General features: G+C 68.3%; 22 protein-coding genes and 1 tRNA gene. 13 read left to right on the top strand and 10 right to left on the bottom strand.

The features are described 5' to 3' along the window. Window positions 1-25: 25 nt before the first annotated feature. The 3 genes from mutY to mutM form a co-directional block, all read right to left on the bottom strand. Window positions 26-1,201: an A/G-specific adenine glycosylase gene (gene mutY / locus A2G96_RS03025; protein ID WP_062796644.1), complete on the bottom strand. Its 1,176-nt coding sequence runs from the start codon at window positions 1,199-1,201 to the stop codon at window positions 26-28. A 92-nt stretch (window positions 1,202-1,293) separates the two neighbouring features. Then, window positions 1,294-3,246, bottom strand: a complete 1,953-nt coding sequence (locus tag A2G96_RS03020; protein ID WP_062796642.1) for a dynamin family protein — start codon at window positions 3,244-3,246, stop codon at window positions 1,294-1,296. Window positions 3,247-3,506: 260 nt separating this feature from the next. After that, a complete protein-coding gene (mutM, locus tag A2G96_RS03015; protein WP_062796640.1) occupies window positions 3,507-4,397 on the bottom strand; it encodes a bifunctional DNA-formamidopyrimidine glycosylase/DNA-(apurinic or apyrimidinic site) lyase in 891 nt (296 codons plus the stop codon). 165 nt (window positions 4,398-4,562) lie between these two features. Here mutM and A2G96_RS03010 point away from each other — a divergent pair, with 165 nt between their 5' ends. The 8 genes from A2G96_RS03010 (at window position 4,563) to A2G96_RS02975 (ending at window position 12,886) form a co-directional block, all read left to right on the top strand. After that, window positions 4,563-6,506 carry a tetratricopeptide repeat protein gene (locus A2G96_RS03010; protein ID WP_062796638.1) on the top strand — a complete coding sequence of 648 codons (1,944 nt, stop codon included), beginning with the start codon at window positions 4,563-4,565 and terminating at the stop codon, window positions 6,504-6,506. 90 nt (window positions 6,507-6,596) lie between these two features. Further along, window positions 6,597-7,208 (top strand): lipoprotein insertase outer membrane protein LolB, encoded by a 612-nt coding sequence (gene lolB / locus A2G96_RS03005; RefSeq protein ID WP_062796636.1) that lies wholly within the window; start codon window positions 6,597-6,599, stop codon window positions 7,206-7,208. Window positions 7,209-7,247: 39 nt separating this feature from the next. Next, entirely contained in the window at window positions 7,248-8,126 is an 879-nt protein-coding gene (gene ispE, locus A2G96_RS03000) for a 4-(cytidine 5'-diphospho)-2-C-methyl-D-erythritol kinase (RefSeq protein ID WP_062796634.1), read from the top strand. 59 nt (window positions 8,127-8,185) lie between these two features. Then, window positions 8,186-8,262: transfer RNA gene (locus A2G96_RS02995), tRNA-Gln, on the top strand. Between the two features lie 96 nt (window positions 8,263-8,358). Beyond that, entirely contained in the window at window positions 8,359-9,312 is a 954-nt protein-coding gene (locus tag A2G96_RS02990) for a ribose-phosphate pyrophosphokinase (RefSeq protein ID WP_062796633.1), read from the top strand. A gap of 132 nt (window positions 9,313-9,444) precedes the next feature. Further along, the gene (locus A2G96_RS02985) at window positions 9,445-10,062 is read left to right on the top strand and encodes a 50S ribosomal protein L25/general stress protein Ctc (RefSeq protein WP_012351653.1); all 618 of its coding nucleotides are present in this window, start codon (window positions 9,445-9,447) and stop codon (window positions 10,060-10,062) included. Window positions 10,063-10,212: 150 nt separating this feature from the next. Beyond that, window positions 10,213-10,809, top strand: coding sequence for an aminoacyl-tRNA hydrolase (gene pth / locus A2G96_RS02980; RefSeq protein ID WP_062796631.1), 597 nt, complete (start codon window positions 10,213-10,215; stop codon window positions 10,807-10,809). 217 nt (window positions 10,810-11,026) lie between these two features. Then, on the top strand, window positions 11,027-12,886 hold the full coding sequence (locus A2G96_RS02975) for a PhoX family protein (RefSeq protein WP_062796629.1): 1,860 nt from the start codon (window positions 11,027-11,029) through the stop codon (window positions 12,884-12,886). A 122-nt stretch (window positions 12,887-13,008) separates the two neighbouring features. On the opposite strand, the gene A2G96_RS02970 is transcribed toward A2G96_RS02975, so the two are convergent. From A2G96_RS02970 to A2G96_RS02950, 5 genes are all read right to left on the bottom strand, one after another. Further along, window positions 13,009-13,269 (bottom strand): YfhL family 4Fe-4S dicluster ferredoxin, encoded by a 261-nt coding sequence (locus A2G96_RS02970; protein WP_012351650.1) that lies wholly within the window; start codon window positions 13,267-13,269, stop codon window positions 13,009-13,011. Window positions 13,270-13,336: 67 nt separating this feature from the next. After that, complete coding sequence (gene coaD, locus A2G96_RS02965; RefSeq protein WP_062796627.1) at window positions 13,337-13,822, bottom strand: pantetheine-phosphate adenylyltransferase; 486 nt, start codon at window positions 13,820-13,822, stop codon at window positions 13,337-13,339. A 234-nt stretch (window positions 13,823-14,056) separates the two neighbouring features. Further along, window positions 14,057-14,704, bottom strand: a complete 648-nt coding sequence (gene rsmD, locus A2G96_RS02960) for a 16S rRNA (guanine(966)-N(2))-methyltransferase RsmD (RefSeq protein ID WP_174549290.1) — start codon at window positions 14,702-14,704, stop codon at window positions 14,057-14,059. Between the two features lie 73 nt (window positions 14,705-14,777). Further along, entirely contained in the window at window positions 14,778-16,160 is a 1,383-nt protein-coding gene (locus tag A2G96_RS02955) for a M16 family metallopeptidase (protein WP_062796623.1), read from the bottom strand. Between the two features lie 10 nt (window positions 16,161-16,170). Beyond that, window positions 16,171-17,727, bottom strand: a complete 1,557-nt coding sequence (locus tag A2G96_RS02950; protein WP_082818829.1) for a M16 family metallopeptidase — start codon at window positions 17,725-17,727, stop codon at window positions 16,171-16,173. A 227-nt stretch (window positions 17,728-17,954) separates the two neighbouring features. On the opposite strand from A2G96_RS02950, the gene ftsY reads away from it, so the two are divergent. Then, window positions 17,955-19,124 carry a signal recognition particle-docking protein FtsY gene (gene ftsY, locus A2G96_RS02945; protein WP_062796621.1) on the top strand — a complete coding sequence of 390 codons (1,170 nt, stop codon included), beginning with the start codon at window positions 17,955-17,957 and terminating at the stop codon, window positions 19,122-19,124. Window positions 19,125-19,193: 69 nt separating this feature from the next. On the opposite strand, the gene maiA is transcribed toward ftsY, so the two are convergent. After that, window positions 19,194-19,841, bottom strand: coding sequence for a maleylacetoacetate isomerase (gene maiA, locus A2G96_RS02940; RefSeq protein ID WP_062796619.1), 648 nt, complete (start codon window positions 19,839-19,841; stop codon window positions 19,194-19,196). Window positions 19,842-19,845: 4 nt separating this feature from the next. Further along, entirely contained in the window at window positions 19,846-20,547 is a 702-nt protein-coding gene (locus A2G96_RS02935) for a fumarylacetoacetate hydrolase family protein (RefSeq protein ID WP_018008688.1), read from the bottom strand. 207 nt (window positions 20,548-20,754) lie between these two features. On the opposite strand from A2G96_RS02935, the gene A2G96_RS02930 reads away from it, so the two are divergent. From A2G96_RS02930 to A2G96_RS02915, 4 genes are all read left to right on the top strand, one after another. Continuing rightward, window positions 20,755-21,393, top strand: a complete 639-nt coding sequence (locus tag A2G96_RS02930; protein WP_062796616.1) for an ANTAR domain-containing response regulator — start codon at window positions 20,755-20,757, stop codon at window positions 21,391-21,393. Between the two features lie 392 nt (window positions 21,394-21,785). Then, window positions 21,786-23,120, top strand: a complete 1,335-nt coding sequence (locus A2G96_RS02925) for a CmpA/NrtA family ABC transporter substrate-binding protein (protein ID WP_062796614.1) — start codon at window positions 21,786-21,788, stop codon at window positions 23,118-23,120. A gap of 31 nt (window positions 23,121-23,151) precedes the next feature. Then, window positions 23,152-24,042, top strand: a complete 891-nt coding sequence (gene ntrB, locus A2G96_RS02920; RefSeq protein ID WP_062796612.1) for a nitrate ABC transporter permease — start codon at window positions 23,152-23,154, stop codon at window positions 24,040-24,042. A gap of 19 nt (window positions 24,043-24,061) precedes the next feature. Then, window positions 24,062-24,865: an ABC transporter ATP-binding protein gene (locus A2G96_RS02915; RefSeq protein WP_062796610.1), complete on the top strand. Its 804-nt coding sequence runs from the start codon at window positions 24,062-24,064 to the stop codon at window positions 24,863-24,865. The last annotated feature ends 48 nt before the right edge of the window (window positions 24,866-24,913 follow it).

Genomic DNA, 24,913 nt, shown 5'->3' with positions numbered 1-24,913 from the left:
TTTCGTACCGCGCCCTACTATCGCTTCAGAACAAGCCCACCCGTGCCTGGTCCTCAAGCAGCCGGCGCACCGGCGCGGGCGTGCCCAGCGCATCGAGATCGTCGAGCGACAGCCAGCGCTGCCCGGCCGGCGTCGCGCCGTCCTGCCGCAACTCGTTCGCCTCCGCGTCGAGGTCGACCCGGATGGCGCGGATCAGCAGCCGGAAATGCGTGAACACATGGGTCAGCTCGCCGGCCAGCACGGCGCGCGCGGGCGTGCCGAAAGCGCGCGCGTAGTCGAGCGCGCGGGCCTCGGCGTCTTCCGCGTCGAAGGGCACGGTGTCGACCGGCATTTCGGGCAGGCTCCACAGGCCGCCCCAGATGCCGCTGTCCGGACGCAGGCGCAGCAACACTTCACGCTCGCGCCGCAGCAGCAGCATCACCGTGCTGCGCTCGGGGATCGCCGCGCGCGGCTTGGGCGCGGGCAGCACGCCGGTCAGCCCGTCGCGACGCGCGACGCAATCGGCGGACAGCGGACACGCCGCGGCATCGGCCAGGCAGGCGGGCTTGCCGCGCGAACACACCGTCGCGCCCAGGTCCATCAGCCCCTGCGTATAGGCGACCATGTCGTCGGCCTGCCGCGGGCCGGGCGCAGGCAAGGCCTGTTCCGCCAGCTGCCACATGCGCGTTTCCACCGCGCGCTCGCCCGGATGGCCATGGATGCCGAAGCAGCGTGCGAACACGCGCTTGACGTTGCCGTCCAGGATCGGCGAACGCACCCCCGCGCTGAACGCGGCAATGGCCGCCGCGGTGGAGCGGCCGATGCCCGGCAACGTGACCAGCACCGCGGGGTCGGTGGGGAAGCGCCCGCCATGCTCGCTGACCACTTGCATGGCGCAGCGATGCAGGTTGCGTGCGCGCGAGTAATAGCCAAGCCCGGCCCACAGCGCCATCACCTGGTCGGCAGGCGCGGCCGCCAGGTGCTGCACCGTGGGCAATGCGGTAACAAAGCGCTGGAAGTAGTCGATCACCGCGCTGACCTGGGTCTGCTGCAGCATGATCTCCGACAACCAGATGCGGTAGGCGTCGCGCGTGTTCTGCCACGGCAGGTCGTGCCGGCCATGCTGGCGCTGCCACGTAACGACGCGCGCGCCGAAGTCGTGCGGCACGTGGATGTCGTCGGCAATGGCTGGAGCGGTGCGGGGGACAGACTTGCGGGGCATTGGGTAAAGCGGGTGTAGAACTGTAAGCCCCGGCAAAAACAAGGGCGCCGCGGCAGAGCGGCGCCACATGATATACCGGCTTCGGGATCGCGCTACGCTACCGCCAGGCTGGCACTGTGCGCATCCGCCGCAGGCCGCATCAGCCGCTGGGCAAAGCCTTCGATCCGTCCGCTGCGTTCGTCCAGCCCGTTCAGCACTTCCTCCAGCTGGGCGATGCGGCTTTCCAGCGTGTCGGTGGCCTCATGGATGCGCTCGATCGAATCGACACGCCGGCGCAGCTGCTTCTGATGCTCGCGCACCTGCGCTTCCAGCGGCGTCATCACCGACTTGAGCCAGACCTCGATATCGCGGTTGAGGCCGCGGAAATTCTCCAGCACGCGGCTGGCCATGGTGTTGAACGCGCTTTGCACCAGCTGCGGGCGCGAGCGCGTCAGCATGCTGACCGTGCCGAAATGCGCCTGCACCAGCCGCAGCGTCTCCTGCAGTTCGGCCAGGTAGCGCTCGGCGGTGAACTGCATCGGCGCGGGCAGCGTAAAGCCGTGCTCGGCATTGAAGCGCCGGTACATGCTTTCGATCAGCTGGTGCAGCTGGCCGATCTTGTTGTCGGCATCGCTGACCAGCCCGCTCAGCTGCGCGAACAAGGCGTCCATGTCCTCGCGCAGGCCGCGCGAAAAGAAGCGCTCCTTCATCTGCTCGCGCGCGCTGCGCATGGTGCGGCGCACGTCGCGCAACTGCAGGCTCTTGATGATGTCGGCGCTGTGCCGGCCAAAGACCAGGCGCAGCGCCTGGAACTTGCTGATGCTCTGCTCGAACTCGTCCTTCTCGGCCTGCACCCGCATCAGCATGTGCTTGACCATCGCATGGTTCTTGCCGCGCAGGCCGCGCAACTCGAACAGCTGCTCGACGATATCGCGGCGGCGGCTCTGCAGCATTTGCTGCGCGGCGCGCGCCATGTCCTGCACCAGCCGGTAGACCTGGTCCGAGACGATCTCGCGCCGGCGCGGAATCAGCTGGTCCGACAGCATGTGCTCGAACTCCGGCAGGCCGCTGCGCGCGAGCAGGGTGTCGTCGTGCGTGACCTTGGCCACCAGCCCCTTCTGCGCCGACACCGGATACACGCGCGACTGCTCGATACCCAGCACCTGCGCGGTGGTCGACACCTGCCGCGCGATTTCCTGCGCGATCTCGCCGGGCTGCCGCAGCGGATCCCACAGGCCATCGATCTTGTTGAGCACCGCCAGGCAGCCGCGCCGGTGCCCGGCGCCGACATGGCTGCGCCACAGCTCGAGGTCGCTCTTGGTCACGCCGGCGTCGGCGGCCAGCACGAACACCACCACGTGCGCATCCGGGATCAGCCGCAGCGTCAGCTCGGGCTCGGTGCCAATCGCGTTCAGGCCCGGCGTGTCGAGGATCACCAGGCCCTGGCGCAGCAGCGGATGCGGGAAATTGATGACGGCGTGGCGCCAGCGCGAGATCTCGACCATGCCCTCGGCATCGACCGCATAGGCGGCATCGGGGTCGTTCTCGTGGTACAGCCCGAGCGCCTCGGCCTGCTCGGGCGGCACGCGCATGGTCTGCACCACGTGCTGGAACGCCTCCAGCATGCCCTCGGGCGACGACGGGTCCAGCGGCACCGAATGCCAGTGCGATGCCGAAGTGCCGGCCTCGAGGAAGTCGGCGGTGGAGGCGTCCTGCAGGCGCGTCTCGATCGGCAGCAGGCGGATGCTGGGCGGCTCGGCCTCGTCGTAGCGCAGCTCGGTCGGGCACATGGTGGTGCGCCCCGCCGACGACGGCAGGATGCGGCGCCCGTAGTCGGCAAAGAAGATGGCGTTGATCAGCTCGCTCTTGCCGCGCGAGAACTCGGCGATAAAGGCGACCTTGAGCCGGTCGCTTCGCAGTACGCTCTGGATGCGCTGCACGCGCTCGTCGGCCTGCGCATCGTACAGGTCGTGCTGCTGCAGCCAGGACTGGAATTCGGCCAGTGACTGGAGGACCCCGGTTCTCCAGGCGCCGTATTGTTCGAATTGGTGGGCGAGCGTTGTCATGGACCTGTTGGGCTGACGTGGTTTTACCTCGGGGCCCGCCACCGTGTGGGGCATGCCCGTGTTCACGCAATGCCGGTCCGCCCCCCTGCCATTCACACGCGGCCGGTCATTTTGTAACTTTTTATGACTGCGCACACGATACAGGTTTCCACCGCGCTTTTGTGGAATTCGCGTCCCTTGGATGGCAGTGACATCGCCAGTGTTGCGCCGACCCATCGGCCCGCCGCGGCGGGCGGTCCCCGCAGCACTCCGCCATCCGATCAGTGCTGGCAGTTGGTGCAATAGAAGGTGGAACGCTGGCCCTGCACGATCTGGCGCACCGGTTTGGCGCACACCTTGCACGGCAGGCCGGCGCGGTCGTAGACAAAGCAATCGAGCTGGAAGTAGCCGCTGGCACCGTCGCTGCCGACGAAGTCGCGCAGCGTGCTGCCGCCGCGCTCGATCGCCTGCGCCAGGGTGTCGCGCACCGCCTGCGCCAGCCGATCGCAACGCGCCCGACTCAGGCGCCCGGCCGGGGTGGTCGGGTGGATGCCGGCGCGGAACAGGCTTTCGGACGCGTAGATATTGCCCACGCCGACCACGATCGCGCCGGACAGCAGCACGGTCTTGATCGCCGCGCTGCGGCCGCGCGTATGGCGGTACAGCCAGGCGCCGTCGAAGGCGGGATCGAAGGGCTCGATGCCGAGGGTGCTCAGCAGCGGATGCGAGGGCAGTTCCGCCTCCGGCAGCGTGGTCCAGAGGATGGCGCCGAAGCGGCGCGGATCGCGGAAGCGCAGCACGATGGTGCCTGGCTGCTGGCCTGGCATTGCTGCCGACGCTGCGCCTGGCCCGGCGTCGAGCACCAGGTCGAAGTGGTCGTGCACGCCCGGCGGCGGTGCCTCGGGCAGCACCCGCAGCGTGCCGGTCATGCCCAGATGCACCAGCAGCCAGCCGACCGGCTGCGCCGCGTCGGCGCTGACGCATTCCAGCAGCAGATACTTGCCGCGGCGCTCGATGCGGCGCACCAGGCGCTGGGCCAGGCAGGTTTCGAGTCCGGGGTCGACCGGCCAGCGCAGGCCGCGGTGACGTACCGTGACCGCGGCGATGCGCCGCCCCACCACATGCGGCAGCAAGCCGCGCCGGGTCACCTCGACCTCGGGCAATTCAGGCATCGAACCTCTCCGTTGGTTACCGCTCAAAACTGCTGCAGCGCCTGGCGGCGCCGGCCTGCGGCGCCAAGCAGCGCATTGTAGCGGCAGGCTACAATGCCCTTATCCATTACCAATGGCAATGCGCAATCCCCATCCTTCGCCAGCGCGCGCCGGAGCACTCAATACATGTCGGACCTGATGCCGGACCTGATGCCGGACTCCACGTTGCAAGCCACCGCGGGCGGCGGCCTGACCACATCGCCGGGCGCCGGCTCGCGCACGGCGCGCCGTGCCGGCACCCTTGCCCGCTGGTGGCAGGCGCCGCGGCGCCATGTGCGCGCACTGGCCGCCGGCGCGCTGCTGGCAGCGGCGGCGGGCGCCAGCCACGCCGCGCCGCCGGTCGGCGCCGGTTCGCTGCCGATGCTGCAACTGGCTGCGGCGGACACCCCGGCGGCCAAGCCCGCGCGGCCGGCATTGCCGTCGCTGGAGCTGACCGACGATATCGTCTATATGGTGCTGGCCGCCGAGATTTCCATCCAGCGCGGCCTGGTCGGCCCGGCCTACCGCACCTACCTGGAACTGGCGCGCCAGACCCGCGACCCGCGCTTCGCCCAGCGTGCCACCGAGATCGCCTTCAACGCGCGCATCCCGCAGCAGGCGCTTGACGCCGCGCGCCTGTGGAAGGAAATCTCCCCGTCCTCGCCGGCGGCCGGCCAGGTGCTGTCGACGCTGCTGGTGCTCAACGGCCGCTGGGACGACGCCCGCCCGCTGCTGCAGCAGCAACTGGCTGCGGTGCCGGCCAGCCAGCGCGGCGATGCCATCCTGCAGCTGCAGCAGCAGCTGTCGCGCACCAGCGATCCGGCCGGCGCGGCCACGCTGCTGCAGGACCTGACCCGCAATGAAGTCAAATTGCCCGAGACCCAGCTGGCGCTGGCGCGCGCGCGCGAAGTCGCAGGCGACGAGCCGGGTGCGCTGGCCGCACTCGACCAGGCCTTGCGGCTGCGGCCCGGCTATGAAGCGGCGGCGCTGATGTCGGCCGAGCTGCGCGCCGAGAAGCAGCCCGACGAAGCCGTGGCGGTGCTCAAGCGCTTCTTGGAAAAGTCGCCCGAATCGGTCAACGGTCATATCACGCTGGCGCGGCTGTACCTGCTGAAGAACGACATGCCGGCGGCCCGCCAGGAATTCGAGACGCTGCGCAAGGTGGCTCCCGCCGACCCGCGCGTGCCGCTGGCGCTGGGCCTGACCAGCCTGCAGGCGAAGAACTTCGGCGAGGCCGAGCAGTACCTGCAGGAATACCTGCAGCTGGTCGAAAAGCAGCCCAGCGCCAATCCCGATATCGCCTACCAGTACCTGGCGCAGATCGCCGAGGAGCGCAAGGACTACGCCGGCGCGATCCGCTGGCTCGACCGCATCGAGGACATCCGCCTGGCACCCGCGGCCACCGCCAAGCGCGCCCAGCTGCTGGCGCGCCTGGGCAAGCTCGACGACGCCCAGGCGCTGTTCGGCGAGATGCTCAGCGACGCCGAGGAGATCCCCGATCCCGGCCAGCGCTCGCAACGCGTGACCGCCATCCGCCAGGCCGAAGTGGCCACGCTGATGGAGAGCAAGGCCTACGACCGCGCCCGCAAGGTGCTGAACGACCGCATCGCGGCGGAGCCCGACAACGCCGACTGGATCTACGAGCTGGCCATGCTCGACGAGCGCCAGAAGCGCTACGCCAGCATGGAGAGCGGGCTGCGCCGCGTGATTGCGCTGCAGCCGCAGCAGAAGCAGGGCTACAACGCGCTCGGCTATTCGCTGGCGGACCGCAACGAGCGCCTGCCCGAGGCGCTCCAGCTGCTGGAGCGTGCCTCCGAGCTGGGGCCGGACGATCCGTACATCATGGACAGCCTGGCCTGGGTCAAATTCCGCATGGGCGAGCTGCAGCCCGCGGCAGCGCTGCTGCGCAACGCCTATGCCAAGGCCCCCGAGGCCGAGATCGGCGCGCACCTCGGCGAAGTGCTGTGGCAGCTCGGCGAACACGACGAGGCTCGCAAGACGTGGACCGAGGCCGTGCGCATCGATCCCGAGAACGAGACCCTGATCGACACGCTGCGCCGCTACAAGGTCGACGTGCAGCCGTCCAGGTAAGCCCGTGCGCCGCGGCCGGCAAGCCGGTCCGCGGCGCCGGATTCCCGTCAGCCCGGCGGCCGCCGCGCCGCCGTCCTCACGACCATGCCCATGAACCGATCCCGACGCCTGGCGCTGCTTTGGCTTGGCGCGCCGCTGCTGCTGCAGGCGTGCGCCAGCGTGGCGCCGTCGCGCAGCTTCGATGTCGACCAGGACGCAACGAACCAGCAGTACACCGGCCGCTTTTCCGCCAGCTACGTGCGCTACGGGCGCGACGAGGGCGTGCAGGGCAGCTTCCGCTGGGAAGAGCAGGGCCGCAACGTGCGGCTCGACCTGGTCTCGCCGCTCGGCCAGACCCTGGCCGTGGTCACCGCCACGCCGTCTGGCGCCACGCTCGACCTGCCCAACCAGCCGCCGCGCAACGCGCCCGAAGTCGATACCCTGATGGAGGAAGCGCTGGGCTTTGCCTTGCCGGTGGCCGGCATGCGCGACTGGCTGCACGGGCGTCCCACCCAGGGCACGCCGGCGCGCGCCACGCGCGACGAGCAGGGCCGGCTGGCGACGCTGGCGCAGAACGGTTGGACCGTGCGCTACGTCGCCTGGCAGGAGACAACAGCCGCCGGGACCGCTGCCACCCAGGTGCCACGTCGCATCGACCTGGCCCGCGACGCCGGCAGCAATCCACTGTCGGTGCGCCTCGTGATCGATCCCCAGACACCATAACGGCCGCCAACCGGGCCATCACCGCGCCATCACCGCACCATGCCACGCAGCCATCCCATGCCCCCGCCCGAACTGCGCGACTGCCCCGCGCCGGCCAAGCTCAACCTGTTCCTGCACGTGACCGGCCGCCGCGCCGACGGCTACCACACGCTGCAGACCGTGTTCCAGCTGGTCGACTGGTGCGACACGCTGCATTTCCGCCGTCGCGACGACGGCGTGGTCGCGCGCGTCACCGAGGTGCCCGGCGTGCCGGCCGAGACCGACCTGGTGGTGCGCGCGGCGCGCGCGCTGCAGGCCGCCAGCGGCACCGCCTTCGGCGCAGACATCGCCATCGACAAGGTGCTGCCGATGGGCGGTGGCATCGGCGGCGGCTCTTCGGATGCCGCCACCACGCTGCTGGCGCTGAACCACCTGTGGGGCCTGGGGCTGACGCGCGCCGAGCTGATGCGGATCGGGCTGACGCTGGGCGCCGACGTGCCGGTATTCGTGCTGGGGCAGAACGCCTTTGCGCAGGGCATCGGCGAGGAGCTCACACCGGTCGAGCTGCCCGACAGCTGGTTCGTGATCATCCACCCGAAGCAGCACGTGCCGACCGCTGAAATTTTTTCGGACGAGTGCTTGACAAGGGATACACCCGTCTCCATAATTGCGGTCTTCGCTGCTCGCACAAACAAATTCGATTTCGGTCGCAACGACCTGGAACCGATAGCAACAGCGAAGTTCGGCGAAGTCGCCCGAGCCCTGGCATGGCTGAAGCAACACAATCAGCATGCCCGGATGACCGGTTCCGGAGCCTGCGTGTTTGCGCGTTTTCCTGACGCAAAAACAGCGCAGCAGGTTTTGGAAGGGTTGCCTCCCGAATGGGATGGCAGGTGTGTGAGAAGTCTGGCACATCACCCGCTCGCGACGTTCGCATAGCAAGTTATCGTTCGGCGCGGTACGGCAGGTTGGTACCACGAAGAACGGCCCGGTTGTGTAGGGGAGTCGCCAAGTTGGTCAAGGCACCGGATTTTGATTCCGGCATTCGAAGGTTCGAATCCTTCTTCCCCTGCCATTACTTCCTATAGTGTCCTAACGGAACACGATATCTCCAAGTCACCGGCTTCGCCGGTGACACCAAGCTCCCCCAGCAGCAAGACAGGTGCCCCGAATGAGCAGCGAAGGCTTGATGGTATTTACCGGCAACGCCAACCCCAAACTCGCGGAGGCTGTCGTACAGCACCTCGGCATTCCGCTGGGCAAGGCTCAGGTTGGCCGTTTCTCCGACGGTGAAGTCCAGGTCGAAATCCAGGAAAACGTTCGCGGCAAGCACGTCATCGTGCTGCAGTCCACCTGCGCGCCGACCAACGACAACCTGATGGAACTGATGGTGATGGTCGATGCGCTCAAGCGCGCCTCGGCACGCAGCATCACCGCCGCCATGCCCTACTTCGGCTATGCCCGCCAGGACCGCCGCCCGCGTTCGGCGCGCGTGGCGATCTCGGCCAAGGTGGTCGCCAACATGCTGGAAGTCGCCGGCGTCGAGCGCGTGCTGACGATGGACCTGCACGCCGACCAGATCCAGGGCTTCTTCGATATCCCGGTCGACAACATCTACGCTTCGCCGGTACTGCTGGGCGACCTGCGCGAGAAGAACTACGGCGACCTGCTGGTGGTCTCGCCGGACGTCGGCGGCGTGGTCCGTGCCCGCGCGCTGGCCAAGGAACTGAACTGCGACCTGGCCATCATCGACAAGCGCCGCCCCAAGGCCAACGTGGCCGAGGTGATGAACATCATCGGTGAAGTCGAAGGCCGCAACTGCGTCATCATGGACGACATGATCGACACCGGCGGCACGCTGTGCAAGGCCGCCCAGGTGCTGAAGGAGCGCGGCGCGCTGAAGGTCTTCGCCTACTGCACGCACCCCGTGCTGTCGGGCGGCGCGGCGGCCCGCATCGCGGATTCGGCGCTGGACGAAGTGGTGGTGTGCGACACCATCCCGCTGTCCGAAGAGGCCGCCAAGTGCACCAAGATCCGCCAGCTCTCGACCGCCCCGCTGCTGGCCGAGACCTTTACCCGCATCGTCAAGGGCGACTCGATCATGTCGCTGTTCGCGGGTTCCTGATAGAATTTAGGGCTTTGCTGCGTTGGTCGTCGTTGTCTGGCGATCAACGTGACTGGATCGGCGCATATTTTTGTCTTTGCGCCGCAACGAGGCTGTCTGGTCGCGGACAGCCTTCTTACTTTTGGAGTCATCATGAAAGTTGTCGCTTTCGAGCGTAGCGTACAGGGAACGGGTGCGAGCCGCCGCCTGCGCAATTCGGGCAAGACCCCCGGCATCATCTACGGCGGCGCCGCCGAGCCGAAGATGATCGAACTGGATCACAACGCCCTGTGGCACGCCCTGAAGAAGGAAGCGTTCCACTCGTCGATCCTCGACCTGGAAGTCGCCGGCAAGTCGGAAAAGGCGCTGCTGCGCGCATTCCAGATGCACCCGTTCAAGCCGCTGGTGCTGCACGTCGATTTCCAGCGCGTGTCGGCCAACGACAAGATCCACGTCAAGGTGCCGCTGCACTTCATGAACCAGGAAACCGCTCCTGGCGTGAAGCTGGGCCACGGCCTGGTCAACCACATCGTCAACGACCTGGAAGTGTCGTGCCTGCCGGCCGACCTGCCCGAGTTCATCGAAGTGGACGTCGGCGCGATGGAACTGGGCCAGACCCTGCACCTGTCGGACCTGAAGCTGCCGAAGGGCGTGACCGTGATCACCCACGGTGACGACAACCCGGCCATCGCCAGCATCTCGCAACCGGCTGGTGCCGTGTCGGAAGCTGCCGAAGGCGGCGAAGCCGCTGGCGAAACCCCGGCCGCCTAAGCTGCCGCAGCGGTGGCGGCCCGCGGGCCGCGCCACGAAGAAACCGCCGCTCCTGCGGCGGTTTTTTTTCGCCCGGCAGCGGACTGCCGGTTTTTCGGTATCCTTGGCGCCTGTGGCGCAGTCCCGCGCGCCAACGACACAGTCACACGCATGATCAAGCTTATCGTCGGCCTCGGCAATCCCGGTGCGGAGTACGAGGCCACCCGACACAACGCCGGCTTCTGGCTGGTGGACCAGCTGGCCCGCATGGGCGGCGCCACGCTGCGCGTCGAGGGCCGCTTCCATGGGCTGGCCGCGCGCGCGCGGCTCTGGGACCAGGAGGTCTGGCTGCTCAAGCCGTCGACCTTCATGAACCGCTCCGGCCTGGCGGTGGTGTCGCTGGCGCGCTTCTACAAGGTCCTGCCCGACGAGATCGTGGTCGTGCATGACGAGATGGACCTGCCGGCCGGCGCCGCCAAGCTCAAGCGCGGCGGCGGCGCGGGCGGCCACAACGGCCTGAAGGACATTTCGGCCCACCTGGGCACGCAGGACTACTGGCGCCTGCGCCTGGGCGTGGGCCATCCGCGCAATGCGCCCGGCGGTGCCGGCGCGGGCCGCGAGGACGTGGTCAACTTCGTGCTCAAGCCGCCGCGGCGCGAGGAGCAGGAAGCCATCGATGCCGCGATCGACCGCTGCATCGAGCCGCTCGGCCTGCTGGCCCGCGGCGATGCCGAGCGCGCCATGGCGCAGCTGCATACCGCGCGCTGAGCGCCGCACGCCAGGCAGGCATATTCCTGCGACAACAGCATGAAAACGGGCCGCATCGCGGCCCGTTTTCATTTGGCCGTGGTTTGGCCGCACCGGTCTGCAGTTGCAGACATAGTGTCATCAAAGTGCCATGGGCACCACCTAAATTGCGGGGTTTCCAATCGCGTCGGTATCGCATGGTTGCCGATGCGCATGACATCCCACAGGAGGAAAGCCCATGTCGTACCTGACCGACGAAGCGCGCGCCGCAAGCCGCGCCGCCAAGCCCGATGTTGACGTGCCCGGCCAGATGCTCGAGGACATCGTCGCCGCCAACCCGGCCCGCCGCCGGGTGCTGCGCGGCGGCCTGGGCCTGTCGCTGGTGTCGGCATTCGGCAGCGGCCTGCTGGCCGCCTGCGGCGGCGATGACGATCCCGCTCCGGCTCCGGCGCCCGCACCGGCCCCGGCACCCGCCCCGGCCCCGTCCCCGGCACCCGTCACGCCGAGCTACGAGGTCACCTTCGAGCCGATCGCCAAGTCCACCGCCGATACCGTGGTGGTGCCCAATGGCTACAGCGTCGACGTGCTGTTCTCCGCCGGCGACCCGGTCGAAGCCGGCGCCACCGGCTATGCCGGCGCCTTCCAGTCGTCGGCCGAGACCGAGCGCCAGGCCGGCGGCAACCACGACGGCATGCACTACTTCGCGCTGCCTGGCGTCGATCCGCAGAAGGGCGGCCTGCTGGCGATCAACCACGAGTTGCCCGACTACAACATCCTGTTCCCGACCGCATACAACGCGGCCACCGCGAGCCCGGAGCAGAAGCGCATCGCGCTGTCGGCCGTCGGTATTTCCGTGATCGAAGTGGAACTGGCCGCCAGCGGCAAGTGGCAGGTCAAGCGCGACTCGATCTACAACAAGCGCTACACCGGCAACACGCTGTACCGCGTCGGCGGCCCGGCCGCATCGGTGGTCGGCGCAACCGTGGTCGGCATGCTCAACAACTGCTCGAGCGGCCACACCCCGTGGGGCACCTACCTGACCTGCGAGGAAAGCACCGACAACTACATCGACCCGACCCAGGCCGAAAACGGCTACGGCTGGGTGGTGGAGATCGACCCGTACGGCACGCTGGGCGCGCCGGCCAAGCGCACCGCGATGGGCCGCTTCGACCACGAGAACGTCGCCTTCCTGACCGACGCCAACAACCGGGTCGCCTTCTACATGGGCGACGACGGCACCCCGGGCTGCATCTACAAGTTCGTGCCGAGCCAGGCGTTCGATCCGAACAACCGCGCCGCCAATGCCAACCTGCTCGACGCCGGCACGCTCTACGTGGCGAAGTTCAACGCCGACGGCAGCGGCCAGTGGATCGAGCTGACCCAGGGCAAGAACGGCCTGACGGTCGGCGCCTCGGACCCGGGCAACTGGACCCAGTCGGCGGTGTCGCCGGCGCCGACCACGGTCGACTTCGCCACCCAGGCAGACGTGCTGATCAATACCAAGGCGGCCGCGCGCGTGGCTGGCGGCACGCTGATGGACCGCCCCGAGTGGATCACCGCGGCACCGGACAACACGCTCTACTGCACGCTGACCAACAACAGCGGCCGCCAGCAGACCGACGCCGCCAACCCGCGCAAGAACAACCTGCACGGCCATATCATCCAGTGGAAGGAAGCCGGCAATTCGCCGCTGGCCACCACCTTCACCTGGAGCATCCTGCTGCAGGCCGGCGACCCGTCGCTGGCCACGGACAACCTGAAGGGCAACATCAACGGCGATACGTTCTCGAGCCCGGACGGCTTGCGCGTCGATCCCAAGGGCCGCCTGTGGGTGCAGACCGATTCGAGCACCAGCGCAACCTACACCGGCACCTTCGGCAACAACAGCATGTACTACATCTCGCCGACGGGCCAATCGAAGCGCTTCCTGGTCGGCCCCGTCGGCTGCGAGATCACCGGCATCGCCTACACCCCGGACCTGACCACCTGCTTCATCAACATCCAGCACCCGACCGGCAAGTGGCCGGACGCCGCCAAGCCGCCGCGCTCGTCCACCATCGTGGTGCGCCGTGCCGATGGCAAGCCGATCGGTGCCTGACCAGTGCAGTAGGCAGTAACCGCAGTAATTGGGGAAAGGTTAAGCCCCCGTCACCTTGCGGTGCCGGGGGCTTTTTTTGGACTGCCGAAGCGGGGGTAACCGAGACTGGATAGCGAGTGTTATCAGGCCGCGTGCCGGGCCGCCGTCAGCAGCCGGTACCGCTGCATCAGGACCTCGTGGGTCTCGACGCGGTTCGGATCCTTGGGAATGCACGCGACGGGGCAGACCTGCTGGCATTGCGGCTCGTCGAAGTGCCCGACGCACTCGGTGCACTTGTTGGGGTCGATTTCATAGATCTCGGGCCCCATCGAAATGGCTTCGTTCGGGCACTCGGGTTCACAAACGTCGCAGTTGATGCAGTCGTCGGTGATCATCAGCGCCATGGTGTTTCCTTCCTGCGGACACGCCCGCGCCCGACTGGCCGCGGTCTGACGTGTCTGAAGCCGTATTTTATTCCGCTTTGCCGATTTTCTCTTGCAGCCAGCGTTCCACCGACGGGAACACGAACTTGCTGACGTCGCCGCCCAGCACCGCGATCTCGCGCACGAAGGTGCCGGAGATGAACTGGTACTGGTCCGACGGGGTCAGGAACATGGTCTCGACGTCGGGCAGCAGGTAGCGGTTCATGCCCGCCATCTGGAATTCGTACTCGAAGTCGGACACCGCGCGCAGGCCGCGCACGATCACGCGCGCATTGTTCTTGCGGACAAAGTCCTTGAGCAGTCCGGAGAAGCCCTCGACGCGCACGTTGGGATAGTGCCCGAGCACTTCGCGGGCAATGCTGATGCGCTCTTCGAGCGAAAAAAACGGGCGCTTGTTGGGGCTGTGCGCCACGCCGACCACCAGTTCGTCGAAGATATTCGACGCACGGCGGACCAGATCCTCGTGTCCCCGGGTCATTGGATCGAAGGTACCGGGATAGACCGCGCTGACCATACTTCCTCCTTGATCTGCCCGCTGCCGGCCGTGGAGGGGCCGCCTCTTGCGCCGGCCGGGCCGGCGTGGGTGCTGCGTCGCGAGCGTTGTGACAGCGGCGTAGTGTAACCCTAAATGCCCCGCTTGGAAGTCGCCAGCGGCACCGTTTTGCGGCAGTGCACCCAGGAATCGGTTTCGCAATCAGGAAGGGTCCCTTCCCCGTTCCGGAACCGCCGCGCCACCGACCCCCGCGGGTCAGCCGGCGCCGTTGGCCGGCACGCGGTGCTGCAGCAGGTGGAAATGCACTGCCCCGGCGCGCGCGTGCCGCACGATCTCGAGCGCGGCCGGCACCGGCGCGTCGACGCCGGTCAGCGGGTGGTCGGTCTCGACATAGACCGCTCCGCCCGGCCGCGACAGCCGCGCCGCGTGCGCCAGCGACGGGCCGATCCAGTCCTCGGCGAACGGTGGATCCAGGAACACCACGTCGAAGCTGGCATCCGGCAGCTGCGCGGCAATGGCGAAGGCGTCGCCTTGCAGCACGCGCACCTGCCCGGCATCGAGCCGGGTCACGTTGTCGCGCAACTGCCTCGCCACGCGCGCATTGGACTCGACCAGCGTCACCGCGGCCGCGCCGCGCGAGGCGGCCTCGAAGCCGAGGGCGCCGGAGCCGGCGAACAAATCCAGGCATTCCAGCCCGGACAGGTCCTGGCCCAGCCAGTTGAACAGGGTCTCGCGCACGCGGTCGGGAGTCGGGCGCAGGCCCTGGGCATCGGGCACCGGCAGCAGCGTGCGCTTCCAGCGTCCGCCGATGATGCGGACCTGCGCGGGTGCCTGGCGCGGCACGGGAGAGACGGGAGATCGCCCGCGAGGCGCGGGCGAGGGCAATCGGGAACGCGAATTCATGCCGTGATTGTAGAGCCTGCGGCGGGGTCCGCCGCGGGCGATGCCGCCGTCACCGCCGACAACATCGCCGGCATCACTGCCGCGAAGCCGTGGGCGCGCTGCCCACCGGCCCGCCGACGATCACCGTGGCCATGTTGTCCGGGTGCACGTGGCGCTGGAACGCCGCCCTGACCTGCTCGCGCGTGACCTTGCCGATCTGCGCGGTCCAGGTATCGAGGTAATCGAGCGGCAGCCCGTACCAGCCGATATTGGCGACGTTGGTCAGCAGCTTGCGGTTGTTGTCGATGCGCAGCGGGAAGCCGTTGACCAGGTTGTCCTTGGCCGCGCGCAGCTCTTTCTCGCTCGGTCCCTCGGCGACAAAGCGCGCCAGCACCTGGCGCACCAGCGCCAGCGCCTCGTCGGTCTGGGCCTTCTTGGTCTGCAGGCTGATGCCGAACGGCCCCGGCTGCTTGGACGGCGCGAAATAGCTGTCCACGCCGTAGGTCAGGCCGCGCTTCTCGCGCACTTCATCGGTCAGGCGCGAGCTGAAGCCGCCGCCACCGAGTACATAGTTGCCCACCAGCAGCGCGAAATAGTCGGGGTCGCCGCGCGCGATCGCCGGCTGGCCCAACGCCACGCTGGATTGCTGCGCCGGGTGCGGCAGGCGCTGTTCGCTGGGCGCGATCTTCAGTTTCACCTGCGGCAGCGTGGGCGCGGCGCGGCCGGGCGGCAGACCGCGCGTCAGCTGCTCGGCGATGGCCTCGGCCTGCTTGCGGTCGACCGCGCCGATCAGCGTTACCACCGCGCGCTGCGCGCCGTAGTTGTCGCGCCAGAAGCCGACGATGTCGTCGCGCGTGATCGACGCCACGCTTTCGGGGGTCGCGGCAACGCCGTAGGGATGGTCCGGATACATGGCCCGCGCCAGCGCCTTGTCGGCGATCACGCCGGGCTTGGTGTCGGCTTCGCGGATGGCGGTGATCAGGCGCTGCTTCTCGCGCCCGACCACGGCATCCGGATAGGTCGGCGCCTTGATCAGCTGCGCCGCCAGCGCGACCGACTGGTCCAGCTCCGGCTGTGCGGTCAGCGTGCGCAGCCCGATGCCGCCGCGGTCGCCGCCGGCGGCGCCGCCAAACGCGGCACCGGTATCGGCAAAGGCATCGGCGATCTTCGCCTCGTCGCGCGCCGGCTGGCCGTCCTGCGCGGCGGCGCCCTTGTCCAGCAGGGCCGCGGTCAGCGTGGCCAGCCCGGCCTTGCCCGGCGGGTCATAGCGGCTGCCGGCGTCGAAGTCGATATTGATATCGAGCATCGGGATCGACGGGCTGTGCACGAAGAAGACGCGCGCGCCGGTCGACGCGGTCCAGTGCTCGATCGGGATCGCTGCCTGCGCTAGCTGCGCGGCCAGCAGCACCACGGCGCCCAACGCGGCGCCGGCCAGTTTGCGCAGCGGGCGCGGCGCGGAAGTGACGGACTGGGTCATCGCCTTGTTCTCAGTGGCGCAGGCCCGACGGGGCCTGCGACTTGGGCTTGTTCGGATCGATCGGCTGCGGCACCAGGGTGGCCACGGTCAGGTTGTCGTCGTTGAAATACTTCGCGGCGACGGCCTGCACCTGCGCCGGCGTGACGGCCTTGATCTTGTCGAGCATGCGGTCGATCTGGCGCCAGGAGATCTCGGAGATCTCGGACACGCCGATCTCCATGCCCTGCCCGAACACCGAATCGCGCTTGTAGATCTGGCCGGCCACCACCTGCGCCTTGACGCGCTTGAGCTCTTCCGGCGACACGCCCTCGCGGGCGATGCGCTGGATCTCCGCGCGCAGCGCGCGCTCGATCTCGTCGGTGTTGTGCCCCGCCGCCGGCGTGCCGTCTAGCACGAACAGCGACTCGCCGCGGTTGATGCTGTCGTAGCCGACATTGACGTCGTCGGCCAGGCGCTGCTCGCGCACCAGTTCGCGGGTCAGGCGCGCGTTGTCGTAGCCGTTGAGCACGGCCGCCAGCACCTCGAGCGCATAGGGGTCGACGTCTTTCTCGACATCGCGCAGGCGCGGCACCTTGTAGGCCATCACCATGTACTGGTTCTCGGCGGGCGCCTTGACCCAGATGCGCTTGATGCCCTTCTGCGCCGGCTCTTCCTGGTCCTTGCGCACCGGCAGCGCGCGCGGCTTGAGCTTGCCGTAGTAGCGCTCGGCCAAGGCGCGCACCTCGTCGGCCTTGACGTCGCCGGTGACGATCACGGTGGCGTTGTTGGGCACATACCAGCGGCGATACCAGTCCTTGACGTCGTCGACGCGCATATTGACCAGGTCGTCCATCCAGCCGATCACCGGGTGGCGGTAGGCGGCGGCGGTGTAGACCGTGGCCAGCAACTGCTCATAGACCGTGCCGCGCGCGGAGTCGTCGGTGCGCAGGCGGCGTTCTTCCATCACCACCTTCATCTCGCGCTCGAACTCGTCCTTGGTGATGACCAGGTTGGCCATGCGGTCGGCTTCCAGCTCCATCATCTTGGGCAGGTACTGCTTGCCGATCTGCTGGTAGTACATGGTGAAGTCGCGGTTGGTCATGGCGTTCTCGCGCCCGCCCAGGGCCGCCACCTGCTTCGAGAATTCGCCCACGCCGACCTTGGGCGTGCCCTTGAACATCATGTGTTCCAGCATGTGGGCCACGCCGGTGGTGCCGCTGACCTCGTCGATGCCGCCGACGCGGTACCAGACCTGGTGCGCCACGGTCGGGGCGCGGTGGTCTTCCTTGACGATCAGCCGCAGCCCGTTGGACAGGCGGTATTCGGTCGTGCCGTGGGCGGTGGCGCCGGCCGGCGCGGTCTGCGCCGCCGGCATCGGCGAGGCCACCACGCCCTGCGCCGCCGCGGGCAGCGCCCACGGCAGCAGCGCCAGCAGCAGCGCGGGGATGGCCCGCCGCGCCAGCCGCGCGGCGCGTACGGAAGGTGCCTGCAACGGCGGTGCGTGGCGTTGGATGCGCGCTTGGGCGGTGGCGTTGCTGCCTGGCGTGCCCGGTGCGCCCGTTGCGGTCATGACAGCGCAATGGTTCATGCGACCCCGTCTGCTAAAATTTTGCCGATCGATCCGCGTGCGCGACGCAGCGCGCGAATCTGCCATGTAGTGAACTCATGTAGCGAACTATACGCAATCGCCGGCCGGGACCACAACGGTTTCTCCCCCGCCATCGCGAAGCCTGCGTAACCCATTGATTAATCACCGGTTGCCTGCGGCAGTGGCTGCCGCCAGGGTTTCGGCCCCGGTATTGACCCCGTTCCCCAATGTTTAGTTTCTGGAAGAAGCGCAAGGCCGAGCCGGCGCCCGTCGAGGCCCCGGTCGAGGCGCCCGCGCCAGCCCCGGCCCCCGCGCCGGAGGTGCCCGCACCCGCCCCGGCACCGTCCCCGACGCCCACGCCCACGCCCGCGCCTGCCCCCGCGCCCGTGCCGGTTCCCGTGCCCGTCCCGGTGCCGGCGCAAGTGCCACCGCCCGCCCCCGCGCCGGTGGCCGCCGAGGCGCTGGAACTGGTGCCGCCGCCCGCCCCCAGCGCCGAAGCCCGACAGGGCTGGATGCAGCGCCTGCGCACCGGCCTGTCCAAGACCAGCCGCAACCTCGGCACGCTGTTCGTCGGCGTCAAGGTCGACGAAGACCTGTTCGAGGAACTGGAAACCGCGCTGCTGATGGCCGACGCCGGCGTCGAGGCCACCGAATACCTGCTGGGCGAACTGCGCAAGCGCGTCAGGTCCGAACGCATCGAGACCGCCGAAGGCGTCAAGGCGGCGCTGCGCGAGCTGTTGACGCAGTTGCTGCGCCCGCTCGAAAAGACCATGGCGCTGGGCCGCGAGCAGCCGCTGGTGATGATGATCGCGGGCGTCAACGGCGCCGGCAAGACCACCAGCATCGGCAAGCTGTGCAAGCACTTCCAGCGCTATGACCAGAAGGTGCTGCTGGCCGCGGGCGATACCTTCCGCGCCGCCGCGCGCGAGCAGCTGGCGATCTGGGGCGAGCGCAACAACGTCACCGTGGTGGCCCAGGAAAGCGGCGACCCCGCGGCGGTGATCTTCGACGCCGTCAACGCCGCCAAGGCGCGCGGCATCGACATCGTCATGGCCGACACCGCCGGGCGCCTGCCGACGCAGCTGCACCTGATGGAAGAGCTGAAGAAGGTCAAGCGCGTGATCAGCAAGGCCATGCCGAGCGCGCCGCACGAGGTGCTGCTGGTGATCGACGCCAATACCGGCCAGAACGCCCTGCAGCAAACCCGTGCCTTCGACGACGCGCTCGGGCTTACCGGCCTGATCGTGACCAAGCTCGACGGCACCGCCAAGGGCGGCATCCTGGCGGCGATCGCGCGCCAGCGCCCGGTACCGGTCTACTTCATCGGCGTCGGCGAGAAGGTGGAAGACCTGCAGCCGTTCAAGGCGGAAGAGTTCGCCGAGGCGCTGCTGGGTTAAATCGCGCCGTACTGCAAGACAAAACGCCCCGGCAGTGCCGGGGCGTTTGTGCTTTGCCGGGTCGAAAAACTATTCCGCATCAGGCTGCGACTTCGGCTCCGCCTTCTGGAACGCCGGCAGTGCCATGCAGTTTTCATAGATCTTCGCGATCGCCGGATAGCGCGCCACGTCGATATTGAAACGCTGGGCGTTGAACACCTGCGGCACCAGGCACAGGTCGGCCAGCGTGGGCGTGTCGCCAAAACAGAACCGTCCGGCCTTGCCGCTGCGCTCGAGGTTGGCTTGCAGCGAGGCGAAGCCAAGCTCGATCCAGTGGCGGTACCAGGCGTCCTTGACCTCGTCGGTCACGCCCACCGTGTGCTTCAGGTACTTGAGCACGCGCAGGTTGTTCAGCGGATGGATCTCGCAGGCGATCTCCTGCGCCAGGCCGCGCACATAGGCGCGGTCCAGCGCCGTGCCGGGCAGCAGCCTGGGCTCGGGGTGGACCTCGTCGAGGTACTCGACGATGGCCAGCGATTGCTGCAGCACGTGCTCGCCATCGACCAGCGCCGGCACCAGGCCGTCGGGGTTCACCGCGCGGAACTCCGGCTTGAGCTGCTGGCCGCCTTCCTTGAGCAGGTGCACCGGCACGTAGTCATAGGACAGGCCTTTCAGTTCCAGCGCGATACGCACGCGGAACGAGGCCGAACTGCGGAAATAGCTGTAAAGCTTGAGCATCGGTTCAGACTACCTTGATGGTGAGATCGCCCACGCCGCCGACGTGGCACTGCATGACATCGCCCCGGACCACCGGGCCCACGCCCTCAGGCGTGCCGCTGAAGATCAGGTCGCCGGGCTGCAGCTCGAACAGCTTCGACAGGTACGACACCATCTCGGGCACCGACCAGATCAGGTCGGACAGGTCGCCGCGCTGCTTTTCCACGCCGTTGACCGACAGCGTGACCTCGCCCTTCTCCGGGTGGCCGATGGCCGCGACCGGCACGATCGGGCCGATCGGCGCGGAGCGGTCGAAGGCCTTGCCGGTCTCCCACGGGCGGCCGGTCTTCTTCGATTCGTTCTGCAGGTCGCGGCGCGTCATGTCCAGGCCCACGGCATAGCCGAACACATGGCCGGCGGCCTGCTCGACCGGGATGTCGCGGCCGCCCTTGCCGATCGCCACCACCAGCTCCACTTCATAGTGGCAGTTGCTGGTGCCGGGCGGGTACGGGAAGGCGCCCTCGGTACCGTCGGCGACGTAGCTGACCGCATCGGACGGCTTGCAGAAGAAGAACGGCGGCTCGCGGTCGGGGTCCGAACCCATTTCCCGGGCATGGGCGGCATAGTTGCGGCCGACGCAGTACACGCGCCGGACCGGAAAGCTGGCGTGGCTGCCGCGCACCGGCACGCCGACGGGCGCGGGCGGGGCGAACACGAATTCGGTCATGCATCTCTCCAGATAGGTCTGATCGGTGCTGCGACGGGGCCCGGTGCCGGGCGCAGCAGGGCAACAGGATACACCGGGGGCCGGGGCCTGCGTACGGCCGCATACAATGAACGCAGGCACGCTCGCAGCGCCGCCGCACCGGACTGGGGCGTCCTCCCTGGCGCTGCCGGCGCGAATCTTGCATGGCGCACTGCAACAGAGCCAGCCATGACACGACGCCATCCGCCCCCCACGCCCACGCCGGCGACCGCGGCGCCCCCCAGCCGGGTGCTGCGCATCCTGCTCGTGCGCGACCCGCTCGATGCCGATCCCCTCAACGTCGAGACCATCCGCAGCGGGCTGGTGAACGCTGGCTTCACCGAGATCCAGATCGTCGACGCCGACCTGCGGCTGCCCGAAGTGATCACCGCCAGCCAGCCCGACATGCTGATCATCGCGTCCGAGTCGGCCGCGCGCGACACCATCGAGCACGTGTGCGTGTCGACCCAGCATGCACCGCGCCCGATCGTGCTGTTCACCGACAACGACGACAGCCAGCGCATCAAGGCCGCACTGAGCGCGGGCATTACCGCCTATATCGTCGACGGCCTGCGCGCGGAGCGCGTCAAGACCGTGCTCGACGTTGCCTATGCGCGCTTCGAGCTGGACCAGCAGCTGCGCGCCGAACTCGACGCCACGCGGCTGAAGCTGGCCGAGCGCAAGGTGGTGGAGCGCGCCAAGGGCCTGCTGATGCAGGCGCGCGGGCTCAGCGAGGAAGACGCCTACAAGCGCCTGCGCAGCATGGCGATGGAGCGCGGGCTTAAGCTGGTCGATGCCGCGCAGCGCGTGATCGACGTGATGGGCTGAGCGCGACCCCGACGCGCTTGCCGCCGCGGTGCAACGCCGCACGCGGCTGGTGCGCTGCACGTTCGTGGCGCGACGCCATTTCCGCCTCGCTCGCCCATTGCCGCCGGCACTGCGCCGGCTGTGTCCGGACCGCGTCACGTACGCACCGCGCTAGCCCATTTCATCCCTCTTTTGCCCCGTTCCGGCTCCGCGCTCCCCGAAATGCTGCACCGCACAGTGCTGGCATACGCCTTGCGTTGTGCAGGCATCGGCCAACGGCGGCCGATCGACAATTCAGGCGGACATGGCCAACGCTGGCCGCGTCACGCCACGGACAACGGCGTCCCCGCAGCGCACCGGTCTTCTGGCGAAGCCGGCTGTGCCAGGGGACGCTTTTTTCTTGGAGCCACGCAATGCCCTCTCGCCTCAGCCATGCCAGGCCGCTGCACCCGGCCGTCCAGCACTCCGACGCCGCTGCCGCCGCCGACGCGGTACCGGCCAGCAGCGGCCGGCGCCGTGCGCTGGCCACCATCGCCGGCGCCAGCGTGATGACGCTGGTCGATCCGCTGGTGCGCGCCGGCGCCTGGGCCGCGGGCTCCGACGCGCCGGAGAAGTCCGAGGTGCGCATCGGCTTTATCCCGCTGACCGACTGCGCCTCGGTAGTAATGGCGGCCACGCTCGGGCTCGACAAGAAGTACGGCATCAAGATCACGCCGACCAAGGAAGCCTCGTGGGCGGGCGTGCGCGACAAGCTGGTCAATGGCGAGCTGGACGCGGCCCACGTGCTCTACGGCCTGGTCTATGGCGTGCAGCTCGGCATCGGCGGGCCGAAGAAGGACATGGCCGTGCTGATGAGCCTGAACCACAACGGCCAGGCCATCACGCTGTCGTCCAAGCTGGCCGACAAAGGCGTGCGCGACGGTGCCAGCCTGAAGGCGCTGATGACGAAGGAAAAGCGCGACTACACCTTCGCCCAGACCTTCCCGACCGGCACGCATGCGATGTGGCTGTACTACTGGCTGGCGGCCAACGGCATCAACCCGATGCAGGACGCCAAGGCCATCACGGTGCCGCCGCCGCAGATGGTGGCCAACATGCGCGTGGGCAACATGGATGGCTTTTGCGTGGGCGAGCCCTGGGGCGCGCGCGCGATTGCCGACAAGATCGGCTTCACCGCCGAGACCACGCAGGCAATCTGGAAGAACCATCCGGAAAAGACGCTGGGCACCACCGCCGAGTTCGTGCAGAAGCATCCCAACACGGCGCGCGCGATGGTGGCGGCGGTGCTGGAGGCGTCGAAGTTCATCGATGCATCGGCCTCCAACCGCCGCAAGACCGCCGAAACCATCGCCGCCAAGTCCTACGTCAATACCGACATGGACATCATCCTCGACCGCATGCTGGGCCGCTACACCAACGGGCTGGGCAAGACCTGGGACGACCCCGACGCGATGAAGTTCTACCAGGACGGCAACGCGAACTTCCCGTTCCTGTCCGACGGCATGTGGTTCCTGACGCAGCACAAGCGCTGGGGCCTGCTCAAGACCCACCCGGATTACCTCGCCGTGGCCAGGCAGGTCAACCGCATCGACATCTACAAGCAGGCCGCCACCGCCGCGCAGGTCCCTCTGCCAAAGAGCGACATGCGCAGCTCGAAGCTGATCGACGGCGTGGTCTGGGACGGCAAGGACCCGAAAGCCTATGCCGACGGTTTCAAGATCAAGGCCGCCGGCGCGCCTGCCGCCTGATCCGCAGTGCCCCTGACCAAAGGAGCCCGACGTGAATGCCATAGCCTCCACCACGCCCGATGCCGCAGCCGATCCCGACACCAAGGAACGGAGCCGCCGGCGCGAACAGGAAATCGCCGCGCAGGCCCGGCGCACGGCACGCCGCGAGGCCGCCGCCGCGCTGGTGCTCAAGGCGGTGCCGCCGCTGCTGGGCTTCGCCCTGTTCGTGCTGGCCTGGCACGGCATCGCCACCATGATCCCGGCCATCCCCACCCCGGGCGCGACCTGGAACGCCGCGGTGCCGCTGTTTGCCGATCCGTTCTATCGCAACGGGCCCAATGACCAGGGCATCGGCTGGAATGTGCTGGCGTCGCTGGCGCGCGTGGCGGCGGGCTTCGGCCTGGCCGCGCTGGTCGGCATCCCGGCCGGTTTCGTGATCGGGCGCTTTGCGTTCCTGAACGCGATGACTGCGCCGGTGATCAGCCTGCTGCGTCCGGTCTCGCCGCTGGCGTGGCTGCCGATCGGGCTGCTGCTGTTCAAGGCCGCCAATCCCGCCGCGATCTGGGCGATCTTTATCTGCTCGATCTGGCCGATGGTGATCAACACCGCGGTGGGCGTCACGCGCGTGCCGCAGGACTACCTGAACGTGGCGCGCGTGCTCGACCTGTCCGAGTGGAAGGTGTTCACGCGCGTGCTGTTGCCCGCGGTGCTGCCCTACATGCTGACCGGCGTGCGGCTGTCGATCGGCACGGCCTGGCTGGTGATCGTCGCGGCCGAGATGCTGACCGGCGGCACCGGCATCGGCTTCTGGCTGTGGGACGAGTGGAACAACCTGAAGGTCGAGCACATCGTGATCGCCATCTTCGTTATCGGCCTGATCGGCCTGCTGCTGGAACATGCGCTGCTGGCGCTGGCCCGGCGCTTCAGCTACGGCACCCATTGATCCGACCGGGAGAAACGCCATGGACAAGTTCGTCAGCATCGAAAACGTCGGCCAGACCTTCAAGACCCGCAAGGGCCCGTTCGTCGCGCTGCGCGACATCCAGCTGCAGATCGCCGAGGGCGAGTTCATCACGCTGATCGGCCACTCCGGCTGCGGCAAGTCCACGCTGCTGAACCTGCTGGCGGGGCTGGCCACACCCACCACTGGCGCGCTGATCTGCGCCGGGCGCGAAATCGCCGGGCCCGGGCCGGAGCGCGCGGTGGTGTTCCAGAACCATTCGCTGCTGCCGTGGCTCACCTGTTTCGACAACGTCTACCTCGGCGTCGAGCGCGTGTTCGCGGCCAGCGAGGACAAGGCGCAGCTCAGGGCGCGCACGCACGACACACTGGCGCTGGTGGGCCTGAGCCACGCCGAAGGCAAGTATCCGCACGAAATCTCCGGCGGCATGAAGCAGCGCGTGGGCATTGCCCGTGCGCTGGCGATGGCGCCCAAGGTGCTGCTGATGGACGAGCCCTTCGGCGCGCTCGATGCGCTCACGCGCGCGCACCTGCAGGACGAACTGATCAAGATCGTCGCGCGCACGCGCAGCACGGTGGTGATGGTGACGCACGATGTCGACGAGGCGGTGCTGCTGGCCGACCGCATCGTGATGATGACCAACGGCCCGGCCGCCACCATCGGCGAGATCCTGACGGTGGACCTGCCGCGCCCGCGCGACCGCGTGGCGCTGGCGGACGACCCGGCCTACCACGGCTGCCGCACCGCGGTGCTGGACTTCCTCTACCGCAAGCAGCGCAATCCGGCGCTGCAGGAAGCGGCTTAGCCGCGAGGCCGCGAGGCCGCGAGGCCGCGAGGTCGCGAGGTCGCGAGG

The organism is Cupriavidus nantongensis (genome assembly GCF_001598055.1).
Classification (GTDB): Bacteria; Pseudomonadota; Gammaproteobacteria; order Burkholderiales; family Burkholderiaceae; genus Cupriavidus; species Cupriavidus nantongensis.
The sequence above is the reverse complement of the archived record's forward strand: the minus strand, read 5'-3'. Positions and strand labels throughout refer to the sequence as shown.

Coding starts and splice junctions, on each gene's coding strand:
- mutY (WP_062796644.1), bottom strand. CDS start 1,201: ATGCCCCGCAAGTCTGTCCCCCGCACCGCTCCAGCCATTGCCGACGAC.
- A2G96_RS03020 (WP_062796642.1), bottom strand. CDS start 3,246: ATGACAACGCTCGCCCACCAATTCGAACAATACGGCGCCTGGAGAACC.
- mutM (WP_062796640.1), bottom strand. CDS start 4,397: ATGCCTGAATTGCCCGAGGTCGAGGTGACCCGGCGCGGCTTGCTGCCG.
- A2G96_RS03010 (WP_062796638.1), top strand. CDS start 4,563: ATGTCGGACCTGATGCCGGACCTGATGCCGGACTCCACGTTGCAAGCC.
- lolB (WP_062796636.1), top strand. CDS start 6,597: ATGAACCGATCCCGACGCCTGGCGCTGCTTTGGCTTGGCGCGCCGCTG.
- ispE (WP_062796634.1), top strand. CDS start 7,248: ATGCCACGCAGCCATCCCATGCCCCCGCCCGAACTGCGCGACTGCCCC.
- A2G96_RS02990 (WP_062796633.1), top strand. CDS start 8,359: ATGAGCAGCGAAGGCTTGATGGTATTTACCGGCAACGCCAACCCCAAA.
- A2G96_RS02985 (WP_012351653.1), top strand. CDS start 9,445: ATGAAAGTTGTCGCTTTCGAGCGTAGCGTACAGGGAACGGGTGCGAGC.
- pth (WP_062796631.1), top strand. CDS start 10,213: ATGATCAAGCTTATCGTCGGCCTCGGCAATCCCGGTGCGGAGTACGAG.
- A2G96_RS02975 (WP_062796629.1), top strand. CDS start 11,027: ATGTCGTACCTGACCGACGAAGCGCGCGCCGCAAGCCGCGCCGCCAAG.
- A2G96_RS02970 (WP_012351650.1), bottom strand. CDS start 13,269: ATGGCGCTGATGATCACCGACGACTGCATCAACTGCGACGTTTGTGAA.
- coaD (WP_062796627.1), bottom strand. CDS start 13,822: ATGGTCAGCGCGGTCTATCCCGGTACCTTCGATCCAATGACCCGGGGA.
- rsmD (WP_174549290.1), bottom strand. CDS start 14,704: ATGAATTCGCGTTCCCGATTGCCCTCGCCCGCGCCTCGCGGGCGATCT.
- A2G96_RS02955 (WP_062796623.1), bottom strand. CDS start 16,160: ATGACCCAGTCCGTCACTTCCGCGCCGCGCCCGCTGCGCAAACTGGCC.
- A2G96_RS02950 (WP_082818829.1), bottom strand. CDS start 17,727: ATGAACCATTGCGCTGTCATGACCGCAACGGGCGCACCGGGCACGCCA.
- ftsY (WP_062796621.1), top strand. CDS start 17,955: ATGTTTAGTTTCTGGAAGAAGCGCAAGGCCGAGCCGGCGCCCGTCGAG.
- maiA (WP_062796619.1), bottom strand. CDS start 19,841: ATGCTCAAGCTTTACAGCTATTTCCGCAGTTCGGCCTCGTTCCGCGTG.
- A2G96_RS02935 (WP_018008688.1), bottom strand. CDS start 20,547: ATGACCGAATTCGTGTTCGCCCCGCCCGCGCCCGTCGGCGTGCCGGTG.
- A2G96_RS02930 (WP_062796616.1), top strand. CDS start 20,755: ATGACACGACGCCATCCGCCCCCCACGCCCACGCCGGCGACCGCGGCG.
- A2G96_RS02925 (WP_062796614.1), top strand. CDS start 21,786: ATGCCCTCTCGCCTCAGCCATGCCAGGCCGCTGCACCCGGCCGTCCAG.
- A2G96_RS02915 (WP_062796610.1), top strand. CDS start 24,062: ATGGACAAGTTCGTCAGCATCGAAAACGTCGGCCAGACCTTCAAGACC.